The organism is Paraburkholderia agricolaris, assembly GCF_009455635.1.
In the GTDB taxonomy this organism is placed as follows: domain Bacteria; phylum Pseudomonadota; class Gammaproteobacteria; order Burkholderiales; family Burkholderiaceae; genus Paraburkholderia; species Paraburkholderia agricolaris.
Genome location: NZ_QPER01000001.1, coordinates 3,671,555 through 3,697,632, shown reverse-complemented (window position 1 = coordinate 3,697,632; position 26,078 = coordinate 3,671,555). Strand labels below are relative to the sequence as shown.

Genomic DNA, 26,078 nt, shown 5'->3' with positions numbered 1-26,078 from the left:
CCTGTTTGAACCAACCACAGCACCCTGGCGACATCAGGGGCCATTTGTTTTTTGTTCAGGTGTCTGGAGGAGATAAGCAATGAAATTTCGCGCGATCATGGGCGCTTTGTGCGCTGCGGGTCTGATGTGTGGCGTCTCGGCCGTACAGGCTGCCGAGTCGATCGAAGTGTTGCACTGGTGGACTTCGGGCGGCGAATCGAAAGCCGTCGGCGTCCTCAAGGACGACATGACGAAGCAGGGTTACACGTGGAAGGACTTCGCGGTTGCTGGCGGCGCGGGTGCGGCTGCCATGACGGCACTGAAGACGCAGGTGATCTCGGGCAACGCGCCGAGCGCTGCGCAGATCAAGGGTCCGCTGATCCAGGATTGGGCTTCGCAAGGCGTGCTGGTGCCGATCGACTCGGCCGCAACCGACTGGAAGAAGAACCTGCCGCCGGAAATCGACAAGATCATGCACGCGGACGGCCACTATGTGGCAGCACCGTTCTCGGTGCACCGCGTGAACTGGCTGTACATCAACAAGGCAGCGCTGGACAAGGCAGGCGGCAAGGTGCCGACCACGTGGCCTGAGTTCTTCGCGGTGGCCGACAAGATGAAGGCCGCGGGCATCCAGCCGATCGCGATGGGCGGTCAACCGTGGCAAGACCTGACGCTGTGGGAAGACGTCGTGCTGTCGCAAGGTCCGGCTTTCTACAAGAAGGCGCTGGTTGATCTCGACGAGAAGACGCTGACGTCGGAGCAGATGGTCGGCGTGTTCGACACGGTCCGCAAGATCCAGGGTTACTTCGACGCGGGCCGCACGGGCCGTGACTGGAACCTGGCTACGGCGATGGTCATCAACGGCAAGGCCGGCATGCAGTTCATGGGCGACTGGGCGAAGGGCGAGTTCGCCAACGCCGGCAAGAAGGCGGGTTCGGACTATGTCTGCGCCGCGGTGCCGGGCACGGAAAAGGCCTACACGTTCAACGTCGACTCGTTCGTGTTCTTCCAGCAGAAGGGTCAGACGGGTGCAACGCCGGGTCAATTGGCACTCGCCAAGACGATCATGTCGCCGGACTTCCAGGAACAGTTCAGCCTGAACAAGGGTTCGATCCCGGTTCGCCTGGGCGTGTCGATGGCCAAGTTCGACGACTGCGCGAAGAAGTCGTATGCGGATGAACAGGTGGCGATCAAGTCGGGCGGCTACGTGCCTTCGCTGGCACACGGCATGGCGCAACCGGATGCAGCAGCCGGTGCGATCTCGGACGTGGTCACGAAGTTCATGAACTCGCAGGAAGATTCGAAGACCGCGGTTGCCGCGCTCGCGAAGGCAGCGAAGACCAAGTAAGCAGTGTAGGTGAAGTAGTGCGCCTGGCGGTCCCCCTGGTGGGCGCCGGGCGCACGCTTCAGAGTGCTTGCAGCAGTTGCGTTACTTAGGGCGAGAGACTTCACCCCTGGTTTCATCGAGTCACACCTATGCCGTTGCGGCCACGCGTTTTCCATGCGGGCGGCCCGGCGGTACAGTTTCAGCAGGAGTCGAGTAGTGACTGCTTCTATCAGCGGAAACGGGAAAACCACGGCTTCCGTGACCCGCCGCACGTCGCCGATGGCGGCCCTTGCCGATCGCTGGATTCCGAAGCTGGTGCTCGCACCCAGCGTCGTGATCAGCCTGATCTTCGTGTATGGTTTCATCGCTATTACCGGCTATCTGTCGCTGTCGAATTCGCGACTGATGCCGCGCTATGATTTTGTCGGTCTTGATCGTTATCGCGAACTGTTCGACAACGATGTGTTCTGGACCTCGGCTGCCAACCTCGGCTGGTTCGGCATTCCGTTTATCGCGATCTGCATCGGCCTCGGCCTGTTCCTCGCGATCCTGCTCGATCAGCAGATTCGCAATGAAGGCGCGTTGCGCGCCGTGTTCCTTTATCCGATGGCGCTCTCGTTCATCGTGACGGGTACGGCGTGGCAATGGATCATGACGCCGAGCGTCGGCCTCGAGAAGGTGTTCCACGACTGGGGCTGGACGAGCTTCTCGTTCAGCTGGCTTGGCGACCCCGACAAGGCGATTTTCTGCGTCGTGATCGCGGCGGTGTGGCAGTCCACCGGCTTCGTGATGGCGCTGTTCCTCGCGGGCCTGCGCGGTGTCGACGGGGAAATTTTCAAGGCCGCGCAGATGGACGGCGCGGGCTTGCCCACCATCTACCGCAAGATCGTGATTCCGAGCATGCGCCCGGTGTTCTTCTCCGTGCTGCTGATTCTCTGCCACATCACGATCAAGACCTTCGACCTGGTTGTCGCGCTAACCGCGGGCGGCCCGGGTACGTCTTCATCGCTGCCGGCTATTTTCATGTACACGTTTTCGTTCAATCGCGGGCAACTGGGCGTCGGCGCGGCATCGTCGATGATGATGCTCGCGACCGTTGTGGCCGTGCTCGTGCCGCTGATGTATCTGGAATCGAGGAGCACCCGCAATGCAGCCTAAGATGACGATCAGCCGTGCCGTCATTTATGCGGCCTTGATTCTGTTCGCCCTGTATTTCCTGTTTCCGCTGTACGTGATGCTGTCCACCTCGTTCAAGGACATCGACCAGCTGCGCTCCGGTAACCTGCTCACGCCGCCGACTCACTGGACGGTCGCCCCCTGGATCAAGGCATGGAGCGGAGCATGTACCGGCGTGCGTTGCGACGGCATGCAACCGTTCTTCATGAACTCCGTGCGCATGGTGATTCCGGCCGTGCTGATCTCGTCGATCATCGGCGCGTTTAACGGTTATGTGCTCACGCACTGGCGTTTCCGTGGCGCCGATCCGATCTTCACGATGCTGCTGGTCGGCTGTTTCATTCCGTTCCAGGCGATCCTGCTGCCGATGGCGCGTTTCGAAGGCATGCTCGGCCTGTCGAACACGACAACCGGTCTGGTGGTGGTGCACGTGATCTACGGGATTGCCTTCACGACGATGTTCTTCCGCAACTTCTACGTGAGTATTCCGGCTGAGCTCGTGAAGGCCGCGCGGATCGACGGTGCGGGCTTCTTCACGATCTTCACGAAGATTCTGCTGCCGGTGTCGCTGCCGATTTTCATGGTGTGCCTGATCTGGCAATTCACGCAGATCTGGAATGACTTCCTGTTCGGGATTGTGTTCTCCGGTGTCGATTCGATGCCGATCACGGTGGCGCTGAACAACCTCGTGAACACCTCGACCGGCGTGAAGGAATACAACGTGGACATGGCTGGCGCGATCATCGCCGCGTTGCCGACGCTGCTCGTTTATATCGTCGCGGGCCGCTATTTCGTGCGCGGTCTGACGGCGGGCGCAGTCAAGGGCTAACCCGAGGCCAAACCATACGCATCGCGGCGGCGCTTCGTTGATAGTGCGCCGTCGTCATCCGACCAGAGTTTTCAAGCTGTACCAGAGACAAGAGGATTCACAGCATGGCAAGCCTTTCCATCCGTGACGTGTACAAGACTTACCCGAACGGGGTGCCGGTTCTGAAGGGTGTCAATATCGACATCGAAGACGGCCAGTTCCTGATTCTCGTCGGCGGCTCGGGCTGCGGGAAATCGACGCTGCTCAACATGATCGCCGGCCTCGAAACCGTCACCAAGGGCGAGATCCAGATCGACGGCAAGACGGTGAACAACCTCTCGCCGAAAGATCGCGACATCGCGATGGTGTTCCAGTCGTACGCGCTCTATCCGTCGATGACGGTGCGCGAGAACATCTCGTTCGGCCTGGGTATCCGCAAGGTGCCGAAGCAGGAGCAGGCGCAGATCGTCGACCGTGTGTCGAACACACTGCAGATCACGCACCTGCTGGACCGCAAGCCGGGTCAACTGTCCGGTGGCCAGCGTCAGCGTGTGGCGATGGGCCGGGCGCTCGCGCGCGATCCGGTGATGTTCCTGTTCGACGAACCGCTGTCGAACCTCGACGCGAAACTGCGTATCGAGATGCGTTCGGAAATCAAGCTGCTGCATCAGCGTCTCGGCACGACGATCGTCTACGTGACGCACGATCAGATCGAAGCAATGACGCTCGGCGACCGCATCGCGGTGATGAAAGACGGCATCGTCCAGCAGTTCGGCGCGCCGCAGGATATCTACGACTCGCCGGCCAATCTGTTCGTGGCCGGCTTTATCGGCGCGCCGCCGATGAACTTCATCCAGGGCAAGCTCGTGGAGCAGGGTTCGGGCGTGGGCATCGAGCTGGATACAGGCACGGCGCGCAATGTGCTGAATCTGCCGTTCGATTCAGCGAAGGTGAAGTCGCACGTTGGGCGCGAAGTGATTCTCGGCCTGCGCCCGGAGCGGATCACCGACGCACGCGGTGCGCATGGTGACCACGCGAACCTGCAGCCGATCGACGTGAAGGTCGACGTGATCGAGCCGACCGGTCCGGATACGCTGGTGTTCGCGCAGGTGAACGGCAAGCGCATTGTGAGCCGCGTGCACCCGGCTTCGAATCCGCAGCCCTTGTCGACTACGACATTGCTGTTCGATGCTTCGAAGGCCGTGCTGTTCGATCCGACCAATGAAGAACGGATTGCCTGAAGCGGGTTGTCAGGCGGACGATTCGAGTTGAAGAAAGCCCCGTGCGTTGTGAGACGCTCGGGGTTTTCTTTTTTCCAGGCGAGCTTGGCATCGGCGCCGCAAGATGAACGCGGAGCCCTCGCATCATGATGTCAAACGTCCTTGATGCGCAGATCCGGATTGTTGTGCGCCAGCTCGGTGACCCACTCGGTGAAGGCGCGAAGCCGCGAACTCAGATTACGGCGATGTGCGTACAAAATCGACAGCGGCGTGCTGGGGCTCGTATAGTCCGTGAGAATTTCCCTGAGCGCGCCTTGCGCGATCAGATCGGCGACCATGAAGCGTGACGGCTGGATGATGCCGTGACCGAGCGCAGCCGCGCCGATGTAGACGCTGCCGTCGTTGACCGCGAGCACGCTCTTCAGCGTGACCTTGACGATCTCGCCGTCCACCTCGTATTCGAACGGAAAGGTCTTGCCGCTGCGCGCGGAAATGTAGTTGACCGCGCGATGTTCGCTGAGCTCGTCGAGCGTGGCGGGCGTGCCGAATTTCTCCAGATAGGCGGGCGACGCGCAGGTCACGATCCGCGCCTGACCGATGTGCCGCGCCACGAGACTCGACTCTTCCGGCGTGCCCATGCGGATCACGCAATCCACCCCGTCCTGAATCAGATCGATATTGCGATCCGCCAGTCCGAGCCGTACGTCGATCTCGGGGTATTGCCGGTAGAAATCGTCAAGCGCGGGCAGCAGCAGCGCACGGGCGAGCGTGCCGGAGGTATCCACGCGAATCGTGCCGCTCGGATTCTCGCGCTTGTTCGACAGCGACGATTCGGCGTCGGTGACTTCCGCGAGTATGCGCACGCAGCGCTCGTAGAACAGCGCGCCGTCTTCGGTGACGCTGACCTGCCGCGTCGAACGGTTCAGAAGCCGCACGCCGACGTGCTCTTCCAGCGCCTGAATGGTGCGGCTGACTTTGGCGCGGGGTAGGTCGAGCGACTCGGATACTTTGGTGAAGCTGTTCGCTTCGACCACCCGCGTAAATATCTCCATCGCTTCGAAACGGTCCATGTGTTGCCTTATGAGTAATGGGCTGAAGTGGGTTTCGAAGTGAAGTGTATCGCCTGGAAATAGGCTTGGCTCGTTCGTGCGGCTATGCCGGCTCCGCGGCGGGTGCTTGCGTTCAGTCCCGGTCGGGCGCGCCGAGCGGGAATAGCGGGCGGTACGGGCGTGCCTCGTCGACCGCGCGGGCGAACGATGGCCGGGCCAGTAGCCGCTTACGGTAGGCGAGCACGTGCTCAAAATCCGGGCTGATGCGATGCGTCCAGTCGGCATAGAACAGAAACGGCCCCGCGCCGCAGTCGGCGAGGCTGAACGTATCGCCCGCTGCCCATTCGCGCCCGGCCATCACCTTGTCGAGCCAGCCGTAGGCGGTGTCGAGCATGTCGCGCGCATCGGCCACGGCGCGCGGGTCACGCTCCGCTTCGGCGCGCAGGCTGTCGTAGACGATCTTTTGCTGCGGCGTGGAGATGTAATTGTCGAAGAAGCGATCCATGCTGCGCACTTCCAGCGCGGCGCGGGCGTCAGCCGGCAGGAGCGGCACCGGTCCGGGGTGATACAGGCCGAGATACTCGATGATGATGCTCGCCTCCATCACGGCCCGGTCGCGGTCGACCAGCACGGGAAAGCGCTTGATCGGCCAGAGCGCGGCGAATTCCGCCATGACCTGCGGGTCGTCGTGCGCAAGGAGGCGTAGTTCGAACGGCGTGCCGTTTTCGTAAAGCGCGGTCAGCGCCTTCTGACAGTACGAGGAGAAAGGGTGGGCGTAGAGCTTCAGGGTCATCGTGGTCACCTGTGACGGTTGCGAGGTGCGCAGTAGCGCGGTGACGGCCGGGGTGGCCGTTTACAGCACGACGAACGGTAGCGCCGGAAATCGACAATCGCCGGCACCAATCTGCCACTGCGGCACGCACCAATCAGGCGGATCCGCATAAAAATTGGGCACAGGCTCGGGTCGCCGCATTCCTATGACAAATATCCACAATACTTTCATGAAATATGACGTAACATTTGAAACAATTGTAAGAATGCAGGTGTGGCGGCCAAGCGACCTGGTTCAACTGTCCTGGGCGCCACATCGAAGAATAGCGAATAACCGTTAAGCCACCGAGTACGATTTTCTGGAGCGGAGACCACGATGGGGTACCAGCAAGGTTTGAGTGGGGTGTCGGCAGCGTCGCAGAATCTTGACGTGATCGGCAACAATATCGCCAACTCTCATACGGTTGGCTTCAAGAGCGGTTCCGCGCAATTCGCCGACATGTACGCCAATTCGGTGGCGACAGCGGTGAGCAACCAGGTGGGCATCGGCACCCGGCTCTCCGAAGTGCAGCAACAGTTCTCGCAAGGCACGATCAGCGGCACCAACCAGGCGCTCAACGTCGCGATCAACGGCAACGGTTTCTTCCAGATGTCGCACGATGGCTCGCTGGTGTATTCGCGCAACGGCGTCTTCCAGCTCGACAAGAACGGCTTTATCACCAATGCGCAAGGCCTGAAACTGATGGGGTACGCGGCGGGTGCCGGGGGCGTCATCAACACGGCGCAAACCGTGCCGCTGAGCGTGCCGACCGCCAACATCGCGCCGCAGGCCACTACCAGGATTGTTGCCGGTTTGAACCTGAACGCGCAGGACAAGCTGATGCTCGGTACGCCGACCGTGACAGCCGGCGCCAATACCGGCACGCTGACCACGCCCGTCGCGACCATTACGCACCCCGCTTCGGGCACGAACAACGACAACTACACGGTTAAGTTCACAAGCGCGACTGCCTACACGGTGACCGACAACACGCTCGGCACGTCGACCACCGGCACATACACTTCCGGTACGGCGATTCCGCTCGGCAGCGGCCAGACCATTACGTTCAACGGTACGCCGGCGGTCAACGATAGCTACACGATCGCGCCGACGCCGGTCGCGTTCAATCAGAACACTTCGACAACGTACAACTACTCGACCAGCACGACCGTCTACGACTCGCTCGGCGGCTCGCAGGTGGTCAACATGTACTTCGCCAAGACCTCGGCCGGCACGTGGAACGTGTACGCGGGCACCTCGACCGGCACCGCGACGCTGGTCGGCCACGCGAACTTCAACTCGTCGGGCACGCTGCTCGGGACGACGGACAAGAACGGCGTCGCCACTACTACACCGTTCGCGTTTAATTTCAGCGTTCCGACCACCGACGGTTCGTCGACGCCGCAGAACCTGACGCTGAACATTGCGGGTACGACGCAGTACGGCGGCAAGAACGGTGTGAGCTCGCTGCAGCCCGACGGCTACGCGGCCGGCACGCTGACGAGCTTCACGATCGGCGCCGACGGCACCTTGACCGGCAACTACTCGAACCAGCAAACCGCGGCGCTCGGCCAGATCGTGCTCGCCAACTTTGCGAACCAGAATGGTCTCGTGAACCTCGGCAATAACGAATTTCAGCAGACCTCGCAATCGGGCGGCGCGCAGATATCCGGACCGGGTTCGACTAATCACGGTGTGCTGCAAGGTGGCGCGCTTGAAAATTCGAACGTCGATCTGACAAGCGAACTGGTGAAAATGATTACCGCGCAACGCAACTATCAGGCGAATGCGCAAACTATCAAGACGCAAAAAACGGTCGACCAGACGTTGATGAATCTTTAAGCCATCGTGACGCCGGCATAAAGAAAGCCCAGGAACGTGGAGCGATATTCGCGCGACGTTCCTGGGTATTTATTATCGGCAGATTTTCTTCGTGACCGCCCCTGTTGGCCACGAAAATGCTCCGTATTGCGTTCGTGAGCCGCGGCGTCGGCTCGCAAAGCCGAGCACGATTGCTCGTTTCTATTTTGTCGTCCTGTTTAGTTAGGATCACAAAATTAGCTGAATGGGAATTCGACAAAACTCGACAAAATTCATTAGGGCTGAAACTCGGTAAACCTCTCAAGTTTCTTTTATCCAGGCCGTCATTTCTGTTGCGGTGAACATCAACGAGTGCTTTCGTCGCTGCCGATGTCGGTAATAAATCCAAAGTTTATTTGAGAGGTCTTCCATGCTCGGAATCAATAGCAACATTAACTCGCTAGTTGCACAGCAAAACCTCAATGGCTCGCAAAGCGCACTTTCGCAAGCCATTACCCGTTTGTCATCGGGTAAGCGCATCAACAGTGCGGCCGACGACGCAGCGGGGCTGGCGATCTCGACGCGTATGCAAACGCAGATCAACGGCCTGAACCAGGGCGTGTCGAATGCAAACGACGGCGTGTCGATGATTCAAACCGCATCGAGCGCTCTGTCGTCGCTGACCTCCAGCCTGCAACGTATCCGCCAGCTGGCAGTGCAAGCCTCGACCGGCACGCTGTCGCCGAACGACCAGGCCGCGTTGCAGAAGGAAGTTTCGGCACAGATCTCGGAAGTGAACCGTATCGCGTCGCAAACGACGTACAACGGCACGAACATTCTGGACGGCTCGGCAGGTAACGTGACGTTCCAGGTCGGCGCGAACGTTGGCCAGACCATCAGCCTGAACCTGACCCAGTCGATGTCGGCAGCGAAGATCGGTGGCGGCCTGGTGCAAAAGGGTCAAACGGTCGGCACGGTGGCTGTTACGACGGACGCAGCCGGCGCGTACACGTCGGCGGCCAATCCGGCAATCACGTCGGTCAACGTGCTGTCGGACGGCAACGGTGGCTTCACGTTCACGGATCAGAACAACCAGGCCCTGTCGGCAACCGCGGTCGGCGCAATCTTCAGCTCGGGTGCAACCACGGGTTCGGGCACGGCGATCACCAACCTGACGCTCAGCTCGACGCTCGCAACGTCGATGGGCACCACGGCAGGCAATGCCGCAACGGCAGCAATTGCGCAGATCAACGCAATCAATGCGCCGCCGACCGTTTCGAACCTGAACATCAGCACCGTTACCGGCGCGAACGAAGCAATGGTCTCCATCGACAACGCACTGCAGACGGTCAATAACCTGCAAGCGTCGCTGGGTGCCGCACAAAACCGCTTCACGGCAATCGCTACGTCGCAGCAAGCTGAATCGACCGACCTGTCGTCGGCACAATCGCAAATCACGGACGCCAACTTCGCGCAAGAAACGGCGAACCTGAGCAAGGCGCAAGTGCTGCAACAAGCTGGTATCTCGGTGTTGGCGCAAGCTAACTCGAACCCGCAGCAAGTTCTGAAGCTCCTGCAGTAAGAGCTGACGCAGTAACGGCGATGCGTCGCGCGCAAGTGCGGCGTTTCGCCGGGTTTCAAGTGTCCAACCGGGTGAGCCACGACTTCGGGTGTGGGTCCCGTCTTGAAACCGGATCGTTTGTGGAAAAACGTCACAAACTTTCAAGAAAGATAGTGTAACATTTGAAAAAATTGTAATAAAACCGATGTGACCACGACGTAGCCGGTTTGCTGCCGTAATAAGCCTGACCACCGGGGCGTCACGCAATAAACAACGAATAATTCGACGCACGGAGCCTTTGCATGTCAACGATCACTACGTCTGTGAATAGCGCGACTGCTAACGCGCAGAATCTGGTGCAGCAAGCGGCGCAATCGATTATCAGCGGTTCCACCGGCAATTCGACGATGGACGTGGCGTCGCTGGTGTCGGCCCTCGTGAATGCAAAGACGGCCGGCCAGACGGCGGCGCTCAAGGCCAAACAGACGAGCGATAGCACGACCCTGTCCGCCTTCGGCGCGCTGAGTTCGGCGCTGACCGCCTTGCAGGCCGCCATCAAGAATCTCTCGGACGGCACCACCCTGTCGACCTTTGGCGCCACCGCGAGCGGCAAGGGCCTGGACCCGGTGGCCGGCGCCGGCGCAGTGGCCGGCAGCTACACGATCGAGGTCAAGCAGATCGCCGCGTCGCAGAACCTGTCGTCGGCGGCGTTCGACGCCACCGCCAAGCTGGGCACCGGCAAGCTGACGCTTCAGGTCGGCGGCAAGTCGATGGATGTCACGATCGACAGCAGCAACAACACGCTGAGCGGCATTGCCAACGCGATCAACAAGGCGAGCAACAATCCCGGCGTCACGGCCACGATCGTGACCGGCACGGGCGGCGCCCACCTGGTGCTGCGCTCGACTGCCACCGGCGCGGCCAACACGATCAACGTGTCTACCAGCGGCGTTGCGGACGACAACGGACTGTCGAGCCTCGGCGTAAGCTCGACGCCCGGCGCGAATGGCGCGGGGTCCACGATCGTGTCGTCGGATACCAACAGGGCCTGGCGGCAAAGCGAAGCCGCTCAGGACGCGCTCTTCACCGTTGGCGGAATCGAGGCGAGCAGTTCCACGAACGCAGTCACGACGGCGATTGCGGGCGTTACGATGAATCTGTCGAGCGCCTCGGTCGGCACCACGCAGACATTGACGATTGCGACGGATACGGCCGCGCAGAATACGGCCATCACGAACTTCGCCAATCTCTACAACACGGTTGTCACGACGATCAACTCGCTGTCCTCGTACGACAAGACGTCGAAGACGGGCGGCGCGCTGCTGGGCGACTCGACGCTGATGACGATCAAGAACTCGCTGGCGTCGATTATCGGCAGCGGCGTCGGTCCGAAAGGTTCAATGGCGACGCTGGGGGCGATTGGCATCTCGCTGAAGGGCGATCCGGCGGACGGCACGTTGGTGATCGACAGCAAGAAGCTGACTGCGTCGCTGACCAACAATCCGGCGCAGGTTGCCACGCTGTTCAACTCGACTGACGGCATCGGCGTCAAGCTGAACAAGAGCATTACCGATTTCGTGAAGACGGGCGGCATTATCGACACGCGCAACACCGCGTTGAACGCCGATCTGAAGAGCATTACGGCTCAGCAGACCACGCTCGCCAACTACAGCGCGCAATTGACGAAGCAGTACCAGAATCAGTTCACCGCGCTCAACACGCTGATGGCGACGATGAACAACAATTCCCAGTACCTGACGGCGCTGTTCGGCGGCTCGAAGAGTGCAGGGGCGTTGGCTACCAACAAGTAAGGCTGCTGCCAGATCAAAACGCGCGCCACCTGGTTTCAGGCGGCGCGCGTTTTTTTTGAAGCGGGCTTATTTGACGCAGGTGTAATGAAGCAAATGCAGTGAAGCAAACCTAGTGAGGCAGACGGACGTTGAACCTGAACGTCACCAGTCTCGCGAGCAGGATGAAGGCGGTGGCGCCCAATACGCTATAGACCGTATCGACGTTCATGTAGTCCAGCAGCACGTACAGCCAGCACCCGATAAACGCGCATGTCGCGTAGGGCCGCGAATCGCGCAGGATCAGCGGCACCTCGTTGCACAGCACGTCGCGGATTACGCCGCCGAATACGCCCGTCAACACACCCATCATGACCGACGTGAACCACGGCATCTGCGCGTCGTGTGCGATCGATGTACCGGCCACGCTGAACAAACCCAGCCCCACCGCATCGGCCACCAGCAAAACCCGCTCGGAAAGCAGGCGTGACGTCATTTTCAGCAGCGTCGGCGCGAACAGCGACATCACGAAGATTGCGATCAGATAGCCCTGATGCTCGACCCAGTAGAAGGGCCGCCGCTCCAGCAGCACGTCGCGCAGGGTGCCGCCGCCGAAGGCTGTCGCGATCGCCACGAGGAAGGTCCCCACCGCGTCGAGCCGCCGGGTTCGGGCTTCGATAAACCCGGAGATCGCGTACGCGAAAATAGCCAGCGCTTCCATGACGGCCAGCGCCAGCGTCAGTCTCGGATGGATCACCGGGACTCCGTCAGGACTTGGGCTGAGCCGGCGTTGCGCCCGGCTGCAACAGCACGACCACTGCACCGGCGCCGCCGTCATGCGGACGTGCCTGACAAAAAGCGATGACCTCGGACTTCTGCACGAGCCACGCGCGTACTTTGCCTTTCAGCACGGGTTCTTTACCGATCGACCCAAGGCCCTTGCCATGAATCACGCGCAAACACCGCAGGCCACGTTTCACCGATTCGCGAATGAACTCGGCCAGCGCCTCGCGCGCTTCCTCGCGACGCATGCCGTGCAGATCGATTTGCGCCTGCACGATCCAGTCGCCACGCCGCAGTTTTCGCACGACTTCCTGACTGATGCCGGGCCGGCAATAGGAGAGCGTTTCGTCGGTGTCGAGCAGGATCTCGGGATCGAACTCGTCGGAGATTGCTTCGTGCAGTACGGCTTCTTCGTCGAGCCGGGTTTGCACCGGCAGCGGCGATGGCGGATTGCGCGGCAAGCTGGCGCGTGGCGGAACCGCCAGCGGCGCAACCGCGCCGATCTCGCGGCGAAACAGATCGGCGTCCGCCGCGGCTTCACGCTGCGCCGCTACGGCTGCCGTACGCTCGCGTTCACGCTGTTGCGTGTCGCCCTTTAACGCGTCGCGCAACGCGCCGAGGCCGGCGAGACCCGCGGCCGGCTCGATCTTCGGTTTGGCGGCGGGTGCGGCCGCCTCGGGCGCGGGCCGGGCAACCGCACGGGCGCGCTTCGGTTCGCTGGGGTGGGGCTGATTCTTCGGCATAGGGGTAATACACAGAGAAGTAGATCGATCACGCGACGCAGATGACACGCGTCAGGACGCAAAAAAGGCCGCCGGCTTACCCGCCGCGGCCTTCTGTCAAGCAGGTGGCCGGGTCATACCCAGCCACCATTTTACCGTCGCGCTTATCCTCGCAGATTCGCGGGAGGCTTTACCCGATGATCAACGCTCGGCTTCGGCGCTCATCACGTGCTCGCCAATTTCTTCGACGCTTTCCAGATAGCGCTGAGCGTCGAGGGCGGCCATACAGCCCGTGCCAGCGCTGGTGATCGCCTGACGATACACGTGATCCTGCACGTCGCCCGCCGCGAACACGCCGGCCACACTGGTTGCCGTGGCAAAGCCGTTCAGGCCGCCCTTGGTGATGATGTAGCCGTTCTTCATCTCAAGCTGGCCTTCGAAAATATCCGTGTTCGGCTTGTGGCCGATCGCGACGAAGATGCCTTGCAGCGCGATGTCCGTGGTGTCGCCGGTTTTCGTGTTCTTGATACGCAGGCCGGTCACGCCGGACTGGTCGCCGGTCACTTCGTCGAGCGTGCTGTTCCACTTGATCTCGACTACGCCTTCCTTTTCCTTTGCCAGCAGACGGTCGATCAGGATCGGTTCGGCGCGGAACTTGTCGCGGCGATGGATCACCGTGACCTTCTTTGCGATACCGGCCAGGTAGAGGGCTTCCTCGACCGCGGTATTGCCGCCGCCGATCACGGCCACATGTTGTTGCTTGTAGAAGAAGCCGTCGCAGGTGGCGCAAGCCGACACGCCTTTGCCCATGAATGCTTCTTCGGACGGCAGGCCGAGATACTGCGCCGATGCGCCGGTCGAGATGATCAGCGAGTCGCAGGTGTATTCACCCGAATCGCCGATCAGACGAATCGGCTTTTCGTCCAGCTTGGCCGTGTGGATGTGGTCGAAAATGATTTCGGTGTTGAAGCGCTCGGCATGCTCCAGGAAACGCGCCATCAGTTCCGGGCCTTGCACGCCGTGGGCGTCGGCAGGCCAGTTTTCGACGTCGGTCGTGGTCATCAACTGGCCGCCCTGGGCGAGACCCGTGACGAGCACCGGCGACAGGTTGGCGCGTGCTGCGTAGACCGCTGCCGTATAGCCGGCGGGACCGGAACCGAGAATCAGAACTTTGGCGTGTTTCGTGGAAGTTGCGGGCATGATCGAAATCCTTTTACGGCGCCCGGCTCGCCCATGCGAGGCCGCGCGACTTGAGCTGGAACTATAGATGGGTATCAGAGCGGCATTATAAAGGGCGGCACGCCGGCCTGCTCCATGAAGCTTTCCGATCGTGGCGATAGCCTTGCGGCGGGTCCTGGCGGCCTTCCATGACGCCAATCGGCTAAGTTACCGTCATTTACAGCCTTGCGTGTGGCACTGCGTTTACAATAGATCGCATCGATGGACCCGGCAGCCAGGATCGGGTCTGGAGCCGCCCACGGGCCGCTTCGGGCCGCGCCTGCGGCGGCAGATCGGCCACACAAGCAACAGGATCAATGGCAAAAGCTCCCTATTCCGCGAGCGCGCAGGCATTGCCGCACCGCATGTCGCGCCTTTTCACCGAAATCCGCTGGATCTTGCAGGTCGCGCTCGGCGTGTTCCTGCTCATGGCGCTCGTCAGCTACAGCCGGCACGATCCGAGCTGGACGCACGCCGCGCAGGTCGACCATATCGCCAACTGGGCGGGCCGCGTCGGCGCATGGACGTCCGACATCCTGCTGCTGCTGTTTGGGCTGTCCGCCTACTGGTGGATCGTGCTGCTCGGCCGCCATATCTCCGCCAATTACCGCCGTATCACCCGTCACGAGGAACTGCAGGAAGACGCGCCGCGCGATGCCGGCTGGCTTGCGGACGCCTTCGCATTCATGCTGGTGTTGCTTGCGTGCGACGGTATCGAAGCTTTGCGCATGTGGTCGCTGAAAGTGCAACTGCCGCGTGCGCCGGGCGGCGTGGTCGGCGAAGCGGTCGCGCGCGGTATCTCGCATGCGCTGGGCTTCACGGGCGGCACCTTGGCGCTGCTGGTCGTGCTCGGCATCGGCTTGTCGCTGTATTTCCGGTTCTCGTGGCTGTCGGTGTCGGAAAAGGTCGGCGAATCGATCATCTCGGCTGTCACGTTCGCCAAGCTGCGCCGCGAGGCCGGCCGCGACCGGAAACTGGGCGAAGCCGCCGCGGTGAAGCGCGAAGGCAAGGTCGAAAAGGGCCGTGTGCGGATCGAGGAGCACGAGCCGGTCATGATCGTGCCGCCGGTCGTGACACCCGCCAAATCGGAGCGCGTCGAGAAAGAGCGGCAAGTGCCGCTGTTCACCGACCTGCCGGGCGATTCCACCTTGCCGCCCATCTCGCTGCTCGACGCGGCGCCGGTCGCGCAGGAAACCATCTCCGCCGACACGCTGGAATTCACCTCGCGTCTGATCGAGAAAAAGCTCAAGGACTTCGGCGTCGAAGTGAGCGTGGTTGCCGCGTATCCGGGTCCGGTCGTCACGCGTTACGAAATCGAGCCGGCCACCGGCGTGAAGGGCAGTCAGATCGTCGGTCTGGCGAAGGACCTGGCGCGTTCGCTGTCGCTGGTCTCGATTCGCGTGGTCGAGACGATTCCGGGTAAGAATTTCATGGCGCTGGAGTTGCCGAACCAGCGCCGTCAGACCGTGAGTCTCTCGGAGATTCTCGGCTCGGCTGTTTATGCGGACGCGGCTTCGCCGCTCACCATGGGCCTCGGCAAGGACATCGGCGGCAAGCCAGTGTGCGCCGACCTCGCGAAAATGCCGCACTTGCTGGTGGCCGGTACCACCGGCTCGGGCAAGTCGGTGGGCATCAACGCGATGATCCTGTCGCTGCTCTACAAGGCGAGCGCCGAGCAGGTCCGTATGATCCTGATCGATCCGAAGATGCTCGAAATGAGCGTCTACGAGGGCATTCCGCATCTGCTGTGTCCGGTGGTCACGGATATGCGCCAGGCGGGTCACGCGCTGAATTGGGCGGTGGCTGAAATGGAGCGCCGCTACAAGCTGATGAGCAAGCTCGGCGTGCGTAACCTCGCCGGCTACAACAACAAGATCGACGAAGCCACGAAGCGCGAAGAGAAGCTGCCGAATCCGTTCAGCTTGACGCCGGACGATCCGGAACCGCTAACGCGTTTGCCGAACATCGTGGTCGTGATCGACGAATTGGCCGACCTGATGATGGTGGTCGGCAAGAAGGTCGAGGAACTGATCGCGCGGATTGCGCAGAAGGCACGCGCGGCGGGCATCCATCTGATTCTGGCAACGCAGCGCCCGTCGGTCGACGTGATTACCGGCCTGATCAAGGCCAACGTGCCGACGCGCATGGCGTTCCAGGTGTCGTCGAAGATCGACTCGCGCACGATTCTCGACCAGCAGGGCGCGGAATCGCTGCTCGGCATGGGCGACATGTTGTACCTGCCGCCGGGCAGCGGTTTGCCGGTACGCGTGCACGGTGCGTTCGTGTCGGACGAAGAAGTGCACCGCGTGGTCGACAAGCTCAAGGAGCAGGGCGAACCGAACTATATCGAGGGCATTCTCGAAGGCGGCGTGACGGGCGAGGGCGACGAAGGCTCGGCGGGTGCCGGCGGCGGCTCGGGCGATGGCGAGGCCGACCCGTTATACGACCAGGCGGTCGACGTGGTGCTCAAGAACCGCCGCGCGTCGATCTCGCTGGTGCAGCGGCATCTGCGCATCGGCTATAACCGCGCGGCGCGCCTGCTCGAGCAGATGGAGAACTCGGGTGTGGTGTCGGCAATGTCGTCGAATGGTAATCGCGAGATTCTGGCGCCGGCACGGGAAGCGGAATAGCCGGTTCATAAGGCTATTGCGGCGAATCAGCCACGAGACCCGCGTATCGGTGCTGCTCATAGGTCCTGCTCATAAGTCCTGCTCGTAAGTCCTGTTTAAGGCTTCTTGCTTAAGCTATGACCTCAAGGCTGAGGGTTCGTCCCTCGGCGGCGCGGCGCAAGCCAGCCGCCACGATCAGGCGGACGCGGCAATTAACGCCCGCCGCCATGACCGCTCGACAAATTCAATCAAGGGAGAAAAACACCATGCAACTATTCGCGCAGCAGCACGCTCGACAGAGTGCTCAACCGGGCCGTTTCAGCCAACTCGCGCGCACGATCGTACGTGGCGTCGGCAGCGTGGCGATTGGCGCGTCGGTGCTCGTTGCGTCGCAGGCATTCGCGAGCGGCACCGAGCAACTGAAGGCGTTCGTCGCGCAGGTGCATTCCGCGCGCGGTACCTTTGTGCAGCAGGAAGTGCGCGCGCCGAGCAAGGCGCAGGGTGCGAGCGGCGTACTGTCCACAGCGGGCAAGACCGGCACGTCTAGCGGCACGTTCACTTTCGCGCGTCCCGGCAAGTTCATCTGGCAATACGAGAAACCTTATGCGCAATTGCTGCAAGCCGATGGCGACAAGCTCTATGTGTACGACAAGGACCTGAATCAGGTGACGGTGCGCAGCCTTGGCGGCGCACTCGGCGCGAGCCCCGCCGCGATTCTGTTTGGCAGCAACGATCTGGACAAGAATTTCACGCTGCGCGATGCGGGCGTGAAGGCCGGCATCGACTGGCTCGAGTTGACGCCCAAGGCGAAAGACACGCAGTTTCAGCGCGTCGGCATAGGCTTCAAGGACGGCAATCTTGAGGCGATGGAACTGCACGATGTGTTCGGCAATGTGACACTGCTGACCTTCTCGAACATTCAGAAGAATCCGCCGCTGCCGGTCGATGCATTCAAGTTCACGGTGCCGAAGGGCGCGGACGTGATCAACGGTTAAACCGCTTCGGTTTGCCTACGAAAGGGAAAAAGCCGCGCTTCAATTGCGCGGCTTTTCTTTTGGCGGCACGTGCGACGCCGAACCGCTTACTCATCCACTTCCAACACCTGCGCCGGATGCGCGGATTTCATATCGTCGATAAACGCTTCAACGATATCCGTTCGATGCTGCCGCGCGCGCGTGACCATATGGAACGCCACACGATATCGCATCTGTGCGGGATTCAACGCGGCCAGCAAGCCCTGTTTGACGAACGGCGCCGCGAAATGTCCCGGCAAATAGCCGAGATGATGCCCTGAGAGCACCAGCATCGCGACCGCTTCCATGTTGTCGGCGACGGCGGTTACGTTTTGCGGCGTGGTCGAACTTTCAGCTTCGGGGAGCGGATAGCTGCGCCACGCCCATTCGTGAGCCGCGGCGTCGGCGGGCGGCACCTCGCCGGCTGAAGCGAACAGCGGATGCCCCTTGGCGCAATAGGCGAACTGATCTTCGGCGAACACCTCGGTGTACTCGAGCGACGGCACACGGTGCCAGAAATAGCCGATGCCGACCTGAATCCGGCCATTCAGCAGCAGTTCCTCGAGTTCGCCCGGCGAGCGCACCAGAATCGAAAATCGAACCGACTGATCACGCGCCCGAAACCGTCCGATCGCGTCGCTGATACGCGCGCTTGCCGACACCGGCGTGTGGCCGATCATGCCGATATCGAGCGTGCCGACCAGCTTGCGGCCGACGTTGCGCGCCTGCATGCCGAAGGTATCGACAGCGGATAGCAGCGCACGAGCCGCATCGATAAATTGCTCGCCGCGCGCGGTCAGGCTGAAGCCGCCGCGGCCGCGCTCGCACAGACGGTAGCCGAGGCGTGTTTCCAGCGTGGCGAGTTGCGTGCTGATGGTCGACTGGCCGACATTCAGCGTGGCTTGGGCCGGCGAGACGCCGCCGGCGTCGACGATGGCGAGGAAAACGCGGATCAGCCGCAGGTCGAGGTCGGTGAGTTGAGAGAACATACGTCAGGATACATCGCTACGAATCAATGTGAAGTTTATTCTGTTGGTATTTTAACTTGCGTGAAAGTGCTCAAGAATCGAGATTCGCCCGGCGAGGTGCGCTTTTCGTATTGATCCCTCGGCCGGTTGCACAGATTTGCTCATTGCTCCCTTTTCATTGCCGAGACACGATGAATACTTCCTCCTTCATTTCTCCCGAGGCCGGTGAACGGCCGCAGCCGCTGTCCGGCAACGCCATGCCCCGTTGCGGCGGCATTGCCACGATGATGCGGCTGCCGAACGTCGGTTCGGCCGAAGGGTTCGACGCCTGCTTTGTCGGCGTGCCATTCGATCTCGGCACCTCGAACCGCACCGGCGCGCGCTTCGGGCCGCGCCAGATCCGCAGCGAATCCGTGCTGCTGCGTCCGTACAACATGGCGACGCGCGCCGCGCCGTTCGATTCGCTGCGCGTGGCCGATCTCGGCGACGTCGCGATCAATCCGTACAACCTGCACGATTCGATCAAGCGCATTGAGACTGCCTACGACGAAATCCTCCAGCACAACTGCAAGCCGATCACGCTGGGCGGCGACCACACGATCGCGTTGCCGATCCTGCGCGCGATTCATCGCAAACACGGCAAGGTCGGTCTGATTCACGTCGACGCGCATGCGGACGTCAACGACACGATGATGGGCGAGAAAATCGCGCACGGCACGCCGTTCCGCCGCGCGGTGGAAGAAGGCCTGCTCGACTGCGACCGCGTTGTGCAGATCGGTCTGCGCGGCACGGGCTACGCGGCGGAAGATTTCGACTGGTGCCGCGACCAGGGCTTTGAAGTGGTGCAGGCCGAGGCGTGCTGGAACCAGTCGCTGGTCCCGCTGATGGCGCGTGTGCGTGAACGCATGGGCGATGGTCCGGTGTACATCACCTTCGATATCGATGGTATCGATCCGGCGTTCGCGCCGGGTACGGGCACGCCGGAAATCGCCGGTTTGACGGTGCCGCAGGCGTTGGAGATCATCCGCGGCTCGCACGGGTTGAATATCGTCGGCTGCGATCTGGTTGAGGTGGCGCCGCCGTACGATCCGTTTGGCACGACCGCGCTGCTCGGCGCGAATCTCGCCTTCGAATTGCTGTGCGTGCTGCCGGGCGTCGAGTATCGGGCGTCGAAGCGATGAATCGCGGGTCGCACTGATCGGGTGCTGACCGTGCCCAAGTAGAAAAGGCCTGCATTTGCAGGCCTTTTCCGTATTGCGCGGATACTTGCGAGACTCAGGCGTAAGCAGTTTTCCGAGCCGATACCAGCGCCAGATAACACACCGCGCCGATCGCCAGCGAGGGCAAGGTCGCACCCAGGTTCGGCAGCCATTGGTTGATTACCTGATACGACACGATCCCGATCGCCCACGCTGCGAACGCGCTCAGATGCCAGCCACCGGAGAAGCCATAGCGGCCGCGCACGTCGCCGAGCGCAGCGGCTTCAATGCGACGCTTGCGTACGATGAAGTGATCCACCAGCATCACGCCGAACAGCGGTGCGAATACGGAGCCGATCAGCAGCAGGAAGTTCTGATACTTCGCCATCGGCACGAGCAGGGCGATCGCCGTGCACAGCGCGCCGAATGCCGCCGACAACAGCGGCACGCTGCCGCGCGTCCAGAACGTGCCGGTCGAGACCGCTGCCGAGTGGATATCGGCGAATGCGTTGTCGACTTCGTCGATCAGGATCAGCAGCAGGGCGAGGCCGCCGCCCGCTTGAGCCAGCGCGCCGGTCAGCAGCGCATCGCCACCGCCTGCCGCGAGGCCGTAGATCGCGCCGAGCGCGTAGAACCAGATATTCGCAATGCCGTAACCGAGCAGCGTGCCGCGGAAAGTCTCACCGGGGCGTCGGCCGAAGCGCGTGTAGTCGGCGATCAGCGGCAGCCACGAGAGCGGCATCGCGACCACCAGATCGATGGCGCCGCCGAACGACATCTCGCCCGTGCCCGGACGGCGCATCAGCGCGGCCAGATCGTGCCTGGCAAGCAGATTCCACGAGAGCCACGCGGCGCCCGCCAGCAGCAGCCAGATGCCCCACGTGCGCAGAAACCGGCGCACGAACGACAGTGGGCCGCTAATGGCCAGCAGCGTGGCGAGCAAACCGAAGATCACGGTCCAGATCAGCGGCATCGAGAAACCGAAGGCCTGTTTGGCGAGCGCATCGGCGGAATCGCGCATCACGATCACTTCGAACGAGCCCCAGCCGACCAGTTGCACCGCGTTCAGCACGGCAGGCACCGAGGCACCGCGCACGCCGAGCGTCGGCCGCAGCGACGACATGGCCGCGAGACCCGTGTCCGTGCCGACCACGCCGGCCAGCGCCAGCAGAACGACACCGATCACGCTGCCGATCAGGATGGCCAGCAACGCATGCGGCAGCGATAAGCCCGGCACCAGCAGCGCGCCCGCCTGCGCAACCAGCAGGCCGATGCCGAGCGAGAACCAGAGCGCGAAAGCATCGCCGGTGCGGAACGCGCGGCGCGCGTCGGGCACCGGCGTGAGCGGTGCGTAGGTGGAGCCGGCGTCGCCGGTGAGTGGATCTTGTGCCATCTAATCTTGTTCCTGTGTCGACCGGAGTTAGCGCTTTAGCTGCCGACCAGAGTTCGCGTTTTAGCGCGTTACTCTGATCCCATGCAAAGCGCCTACTCCGGTCCCATGCAACGTAGTTGCGGTTGGTGTTGCGTCTAAATTCGCGTGCGATGCCAGTATTGCCGTCCAATCCGCGCGCGATGATAGCCTGTCAGGCTGTCGGCGAGATTACCGGCTTGATCGGCGCGCTCATCGCCCGGACGCCGTGGCTGTCATAATGCAGGACGTTGCCCGCACGCCTGGCGTGTGGGCGTGGCTCACCGGCAGCACGCCGCCTTCACACGGACCGCGTCCGGAAAAGCCGAGATTATCCCCAAAACGCCATGTTTGAAGAAACCCGTGCCAATGTTCCGCTCGCTGAACGCCTGCGGCCCCGCAATATCGACGAAGTAATCGGCCAGAAGCATCTGCTCGGCCCGAACAAGCCGCTGCGGGTCGCTTTCGAATCCGGCGAAGCCCATTCGATGATCCTGTGGGGCCCGCCCGGCGTCGGCAAGACCACGCTCGCGCGGCTTATGGCCGACGCGTTTCACGCTGAGTTCATCGCGTTGTCCGCGGTGCTCTCGGGCGTGAAGGATATCCGCGAAGCCGTCGAAACCGCGCAGATTCATCGCGCGAACGGGCATCAGACGCTGGTGTTCGTCGACGAGGTGCATCGCTTCAACAAGAGCCAGCAGGACGCGTTCTTGCCGCACGTCGAGTCGGGGCTGTTCGTGTTCGTCGGCGCGACGACCGAGAATCCGTCGTTCGAGGTCAATAGCGCGTTGCTCTCGCGAGCCGCCGTCTATGTGCTGAAAAGCCTCACCGACGAAGAGCAGAGCGAACTGCTCGAGCGTGCGCAGCAAGAACTCGGCGGTCTCACGTTCACCGACGAAGCGCGTGACGCCCTGATCGGTTCCGCCGATGGCGACGGCCGCAAGCTCCTGAACAACCTGGAAATCGTCGCGCGCGCGGCGGCTCAGCAGAAGAGCACCGAAATCGACGGCGCCTTGCTCGGCAGCGCGCTCGCCGAGAATCTGCGCCGCTTCGACAAAGGCGGCGACGCGTTCTACGACCAGATCAGCGCGCTGCATAAATCGGTGCGCGGCAGCAGCCCGGACGGCGCGCTGTACTGGTTTTGCCGCATGCTCGACGGCGGCGCGGACCCGCGCTACCTCGCGCGCCGGATCGTGCGCATGGCGTGGGAAGACATCGGCCTTGCCGACCCACGCGCGGCCCGCATCGCGCTGGACGCGTCCGAAACCTATGAACGTCTCGGTACGCCCGAAGGAGAGCTGGCGCTGGCGCAGGCGATTATTTATCTGGCAGTCGCGCCGAAGTCGAACGCCGGATACAACGCGTACAACGAGGCGCGGCGGTTCGTGAGCAAGGACCAGTCGCGCGGCGTGCCGGTGCATCTGCGCAACGCGCCGACCAAGCTGATGAAAGAACTCGGCTACGGTCACGAATACCGCTATGCGCACGACGAACCCGATGCCTACGCAGCCGGTGAGACCTATCTGCCGGACAACATGCGCGACCCGCATTGGTACGAGCCGACGCCGCGGGGTCTTGAAGGCAAGATCGGCGACAAGATGGCGCGTCTGGCCGAGCTCGACGCGCAGTGGCGCAGTGAGAACAAGCCCAAAAAGGGCTGAGCGGTTTCGCTTGCGGTTTCATGCACTTGCGCGGCTGTTCCGGCTGCCATGTCGTCATTCCGCATGCCTTGACCATCTAACGCACCGGCCGCCGGCGCTGGTGCGCTAAAATCCCAGCTTCATATAACGAACACCCGCCCCATTCCATGCTCGACATCCAGTTGCTGCGCAAAGACCTCGACGGCGTCGCCAAACGCCTCGCCGACCGCGGCTATACCCTCGACGTGGCGGCCTTTACCGCGCTCGAAGCGGAACGCCGCGACACCCAGACCCGTACTGAAGAGATGCAGGCGCGCCGCAACACCTTGTCGAAGCAGATCGGCGGGATGAAAGGGCGGGGCGAGGACACCTCGGCGCTGATGGCCGAAGTGGGCGGTATCGGCGACGGGATGAAGGCATCGGCGGCCAGGCTCGACGACATCCAGAAGCGTTTGTCCGACCTGCTGCTCGGCGTGCCGAACCTGGCGCACGAAAGCGTGCCGGTCGGTACGGACGAAGCCGGCAATGTCGAAGTGCGCCGCTGGGGCACGCCGCGCCAGTTCGATTTCGAGGTGAAGGATCACGTCGACGTCGGCACGCCGCTTGGCCTCGACTTCGAGACCGGCGCGAAGCTGTCGGGCGCGCGCTTCACGATGCTGCGCGGCCAGATTGCCCGGCTGCATCGCGCGCTGGCGCAGTTCATGATCGACACGCACGCGCTGCATCACGGCTACACCGAGGTGTACACGCCGTACATCGTGAATCCGGAGATTCTGTACGGTACCGGCCAACTGCCGAAATTCGCCGACGACATGTTCCGCGTCGAGAAGGGCGGTGAAGAGAATACGGTCACCCAGTATCTGATTTCGACGTCGGAAATTTCGCTGACGAACACGGTGCGCGACAGCATCGTCGAAGCGGAAACGCTGCCGATCAAACTGACCGCGCATTCGCCGTGCTTCCGCTCGGAAGCGGGCTCGTATGGCCGCGATACGCGCGGCCTGATCCGCCAGCATCAGTTCGACAAGGTCGAGATGGTGCAGATCGTTGCGCCGGAAACGTCGTATGACGCGCTCGAGCAGATGGTCGGCCATGCGGAGACGATTCTGCAGAAGCTCGAATTGCCGTACCGTGTGATCACGCTGTGCACGGGCGATATGGGCTTCTCGGCTGCCAAGACGTACGACCTGGAAGTGTGGGTGCCCGCGCAGAATACGTATCGCGAGATTTCGAGCTGCTCGAATACGGAGTCGTTCCAGGCTCGCCGGATGCAGGCGCGCTTCCGCAATGCGCAAGGCAAGCCCGAGCTGGTGCATACGCTGAACGGATCGGGTCTGGCGGTGGGCCGTACGCTCGTGGCCGTGCTTGAGAACTTCCAGAACGCGGATGGTTCGGTGACGGTGCCGGTGGCACTGCGTCCGTACCTCGGTGGTGTGGAACGGCTGGAAGTGCCGGCGGCTTGATGCCGTTGCCGATTGCCAGGCTTCTTTGAAATTTTTTTGACGAGGGGCTTGGAAAGCGGATTCGGTTGTTCTATAATCTTTCTCTCCCAAGCAACGACCCGCTTGGATCTGACGAATTGGCCTCGTTGCCGGTGAGTTGGAAGACCCGGAAAGGTGGCAGAGTGGTCGAATGCGCTGGACTCGAAATCCAGTGTACCTTTAGGGGTACCGTGAGTTCGAATCTCACCCTTTCCGCCAAATTTAAAAACCCCGCAGAACGAAAGTTCTTGCGGGGTTTTGCTTTTGGGGCGGCCAAGTTGGGTTGTTTGAAAGATCCCGTATCCGCTGTATCGCAACATTCCCCTGAGTATCGAACGCTCTGGCAGGACGTGGCCGTATGTCGGCGAAACATACGCCACCACCAACGGAAGCCATTCATGCTTGAATACCTCTACACAGGACGATCGTGCGGTTGATGGAGTCTGCTGCACGGAACCGCCGCAATGTTTACCTCGCCGCATCGGCTGACCTTGCGGACCTCGAAAGGCGGATGCGATGTCTGGAACCCAACGGAGAAATCTGACTCGGGAGCGAGTGATGGCACAGCGCGCCGATTTTACCGGCTGCCTCGGAAAGGACGATGTCCCCGTAACCGAGCAGCGGATTCTGTCGCCGAATTTCAGATCGAATCCTCACCAGAACTTAGGACGATTCATGAGTTCGAATTTTAGAGTTGCGTCCGGCCGTGCCATGTTGGCTGCGAAAGTCGTCGGCAATGGCGACTCTGTTGTCTTTCTGCATGCACGTGTTGCTGATAACCGTATGTGGCACGACCAACTGGATGGCGTGGGCGCGCATAACAAGGCGATTGCTTATGATCGTCGAGGCTTCGGCGAGACCCGTGCCGACGAGGAGGACTTTTCTGCAGTCGCGGACCTGATGGCGGTGATTGACGCCATGGCGCACGGCAAGCCGGTGATCCTGGTCGGGTGCTCACAGGGTGGGGGGATCGCGCTCGACGCGGCGCTTCGGCATCCATCACGCGTGCGTGCCCTTGTTCTCATTGCACCCAACGTGACCGGTGCGCCGGAGGCAATCGGCTCGCCTGAAATCGAGGGTCTACGGATGCAACTGAAGCAAGCCGAAAAGATCGGCGATATAGATCGGGCGATCGCGATCAGAACACGCCTTTCTCTGGACGGCCCACTCGAGCCCGAAGGTCGTGTTACGGGTCAGGCTCGCCAACTGTTCCTCGACATGAACTCAGTTGCGCTCAGGTCTGCGCCGATCGGGGCGAATCTTGATGCCGCGCCTGCCTACGACCGTTTGGCTGAGATCTCGGTGCCCTCGCTGGTGATTTGCGGTGATCTCGACCTTCCCGGCATTCAGGAGCGAAGCCGTTATGTTGCAACTACAGTGCTGAACGGGTCGTACCATGAACTGTCGGGCGCGGCCCATCTGCCGAGCCTGGAGCGGCCGGCGGAAATCACGAGTCTGGTCACGGAATTCATTGATCGCTGCTCTCGCCATTGAGTGTGGCGCGTTCAGATATTAGTGG

The 26,078-nt window shown here is 61.8% G+C and carries 21 protein-coding genes and 1 tRNA gene; 15 read left to right on the top strand and 7 right to left on the bottom strand.

Annotated features, from left to right (window positions below; translation table 11 throughout):
• The first annotated feature begins 79 nt into the window (after positions 1–79).
• The 4 genes from GH665_RS16255 to GH665_RS16240 all read left to right on the top strand — a co-directional run bounded on the left by GH665_RS16255 (position 80) and on the right by GH665_RS16240 (position 4,531).
• The gene (locus GH665_RS16255; RefSeq protein ID WP_153136705.1) at positions 80–1,327 is read left to right on the top strand and encodes an ABC transporter substrate-binding protein; all 1,248 of its coding nucleotides are present in this window, start codon (positions 80–82) and stop codon (positions 1,325–1,327) included.
• A gap of 195 nt (positions 1,328–1,522) precedes the next feature.
• Positions 1,523–2,464, top strand: a complete 942-nt coding sequence (locus tag GH665_RS16250; protein ID WP_153136704.1) for a carbohydrate ABC transporter permease — start codon at positions 1,523–1,525, stop codon at positions 2,462–2,464.
• Positions 2,454–3,311, top strand: coding sequence for a carbohydrate ABC transporter permease (locus GH665_RS16245; RefSeq protein ID WP_153136703.1), 858 nt, complete (start codon positions 2,454–2,456; stop codon positions 3,309–3,311). The genes GH665_RS16250 and GH665_RS16245 overlap by 11 nt, the downstream gene beginning before the upstream one ends.
• 104 nt (positions 3,312–3,415) lie before the next feature.
• Positions 3,416–4,531, top strand: a complete 1,116-nt coding sequence (locus GH665_RS16240) for an ABC transporter ATP-binding protein (RefSeq protein ID WP_153136702.1) — start codon at positions 3,416–3,418, stop codon at positions 4,529–4,531.
• 131 nt (positions 4,532–4,662) lie between these two features.
• Here GH665_RS16240 and GH665_RS16235 read toward each other — a convergent pair whose 3' ends face one another.
• Positions 4,663–5,580, bottom strand: a complete 918-nt coding sequence (locus GH665_RS16235) for a LysR family transcriptional regulator (protein WP_028196751.1) — start codon at positions 5,578–5,580, stop codon at positions 4,663–4,665.
• A 112-nt stretch (positions 5,581–5,692) separates the two neighbouring features.
• The gene (locus GH665_RS16230; protein WP_153136701.1) at positions 5,693–6,352 is read right to left on the bottom strand and encodes a glutathione S-transferase family protein; all 660 of its coding nucleotides are present in this window, start codon (positions 6,350–6,352) and stop codon (positions 5,693–5,695) included.
• A gap of 354 nt (positions 6,353–6,706) precedes the next feature.
• Here GH665_RS16230 and GH665_RS16225 point away from each other — a divergent pair, with 354 nt between their 5' ends.
• The 3 genes from GH665_RS16225 (at position 6,707) to fliD (ending at position 11,542) form a co-directional block, all read left to right on the top strand.
• Entirely contained in the window at positions 6,707–8,212 is a 1,506-nt protein-coding gene (locus GH665_RS16225; protein ID WP_153136700.1) for a flagellar hook protein FlgE, read from the top strand.
• Positions 8,213–8,600: 388 nt separating this feature from the next.
• On the top strand, positions 8,601–9,752 hold the full coding sequence (locus GH665_RS16220; protein ID WP_153136699.1) for a flagellin: 1,152 nt from the start codon (positions 8,601–8,603) through the stop codon (positions 9,750–9,752).
• A gap of 281 nt (positions 9,753–10,033) precedes the next feature.
• Positions 10,034–11,542 (top strand): flagellar filament capping protein FliD, encoded by a 1,509-nt coding sequence (fliD, locus tag GH665_RS16215; RefSeq protein WP_153136698.1) that lies wholly within the window; start codon positions 10,034–10,036, stop codon positions 11,540–11,542.
• 109 nt (positions 11,543–11,651) lie between these two features.
• Here fliD and GH665_RS16210 read toward each other — a convergent pair whose 3' ends face one another.
• The 3 genes from GH665_RS16210 to trxB form a co-directional block, all read right to left on the bottom strand.
• Entirely contained in the window at positions 11,652–12,272 is a 621-nt protein-coding gene (locus GH665_RS16210; RefSeq protein ID WP_153138520.1) for a trimeric intracellular cation channel family protein, read from the bottom strand.
• Positions 12,273–12,285: 13 nt separating this feature from the next.
• Positions 12,286–13,044: a Smr/MutS family protein gene (locus tag GH665_RS16205; protein WP_153136697.1), complete on the bottom strand. Its 759-nt coding sequence runs from the start codon at positions 13,042–13,044 to the stop codon at positions 12,286–12,288.
• A 180-nt stretch (positions 13,045–13,224) separates the two neighbouring features.
• Positions 13,225–14,223, bottom strand: a complete 999-nt coding sequence (gene trxB / locus GH665_RS16200) for a thioredoxin-disulfide reductase (protein WP_153136696.1) — start codon at positions 14,221–14,223, stop codon at positions 13,225–13,227.
• A 335-nt stretch (positions 14,224–14,558) separates the two neighbouring features.
• On the opposite strand from trxB, the gene GH665_RS16195 reads away from it, so the two are divergent.
• Both GH665_RS16195 and lolA read left to right on the top strand, forming a co-directional pair.
• Entirely contained in the window at positions 14,559–16,871 is a 2,313-nt protein-coding gene (locus GH665_RS16195; protein WP_167530952.1) for a DNA translocase FtsK, read from the top strand.
• 245 nt (positions 16,872–17,116) lie between these two features.
• Positions 17,117–17,845, top strand: a complete 729-nt coding sequence (gene lolA, locus GH665_RS16190; protein ID WP_153136694.1) for an outer membrane lipoprotein chaperone LolA — start codon at positions 17,117–17,119, stop codon at positions 17,843–17,845.
• Positions 17,846–17,931: 86 nt separating this feature from the next.
• Here the strand turns inward: lolA and GH665_RS16185 are convergent, their stop codons facing one another.
• Complete coding sequence (locus GH665_RS16185; protein ID WP_153136693.1) at positions 17,932–18,852, bottom strand: LysR family transcriptional regulator; 921 nt, start codon at positions 18,850–18,852, stop codon at positions 17,932–17,934.
• 170 nt (positions 18,853–19,022) lie between these two features.
• On the opposite strand from GH665_RS16185, the gene speB reads away from it, so the two are divergent.
• Complete coding sequence (gene speB, locus GH665_RS16180) at positions 19,023–20,012, top strand: agmatinase (protein ID WP_028196760.1); 990 nt, start codon at positions 19,023–19,025, stop codon at positions 20,010–20,012.
• 94 nt (positions 20,013–20,106) lie between these two features.
• Here speB and cytX read toward each other — a convergent pair whose 3' ends face one another.
• Positions 20,107–21,423, bottom strand: coding sequence for a putative hydroxymethylpyrimidine transporter CytX (gene cytX / locus GH665_RS16175; RefSeq protein ID WP_153136692.1), 1,317 nt, complete (start codon positions 21,421–21,423; stop codon positions 20,107–20,109).
• 362 nt (positions 21,424–21,785) lie between these two features.
• Here cytX and GH665_RS16170 point away from each other — a divergent pair, with 362 nt between their 5' ends.
• From GH665_RS16170 to GH665_RS16150, 5 genes are all read left to right on the top strand, one after another.
• Positions 21,786–23,099, top strand: a complete 1,314-nt coding sequence (locus GH665_RS16170; RefSeq protein ID WP_153136691.1) for a replication-associated recombination protein A — start codon at positions 21,786–21,788, stop codon at positions 23,097–23,099.
• 146 nt (positions 23,100–23,245) lie between these two features.
• The gene (gene serS / locus GH665_RS16165; protein ID WP_153136690.1) at positions 23,246–24,541 is read left to right on the top strand and encodes a serine--tRNA ligase; all 1,296 of its coding nucleotides are present in this window, start codon (positions 23,246–23,248) and stop codon (positions 24,539–24,541) included.
• A gap of 147 nt (positions 24,542–24,688) precedes the next feature.
• A tRNA-Ser gene (locus GH665_RS16160) sits at positions 24,689–24,778 on the top strand.
• A gap of 217 nt (positions 24,779–24,995) precedes the next feature.
• Entirely contained in the window at positions 24,996–25,103 is a 108-nt protein-coding gene (locus GH665_RS39650; RefSeq protein WP_153136689.1) for a DUF3563 family protein, read from the top strand.
• Between the two features lie 14 nt (positions 25,104–25,117).
• On the top strand, positions 25,118–26,053 hold the full coding sequence (locus GH665_RS16150) for an alpha/beta fold hydrolase (RefSeq protein ID WP_246216225.1): 936 nt from the start codon (positions 25,118–25,120) through the stop codon (positions 26,051–26,053).
• The last annotated feature ends 25 nt before the right edge of the window (positions 26,054–26,078 follow it).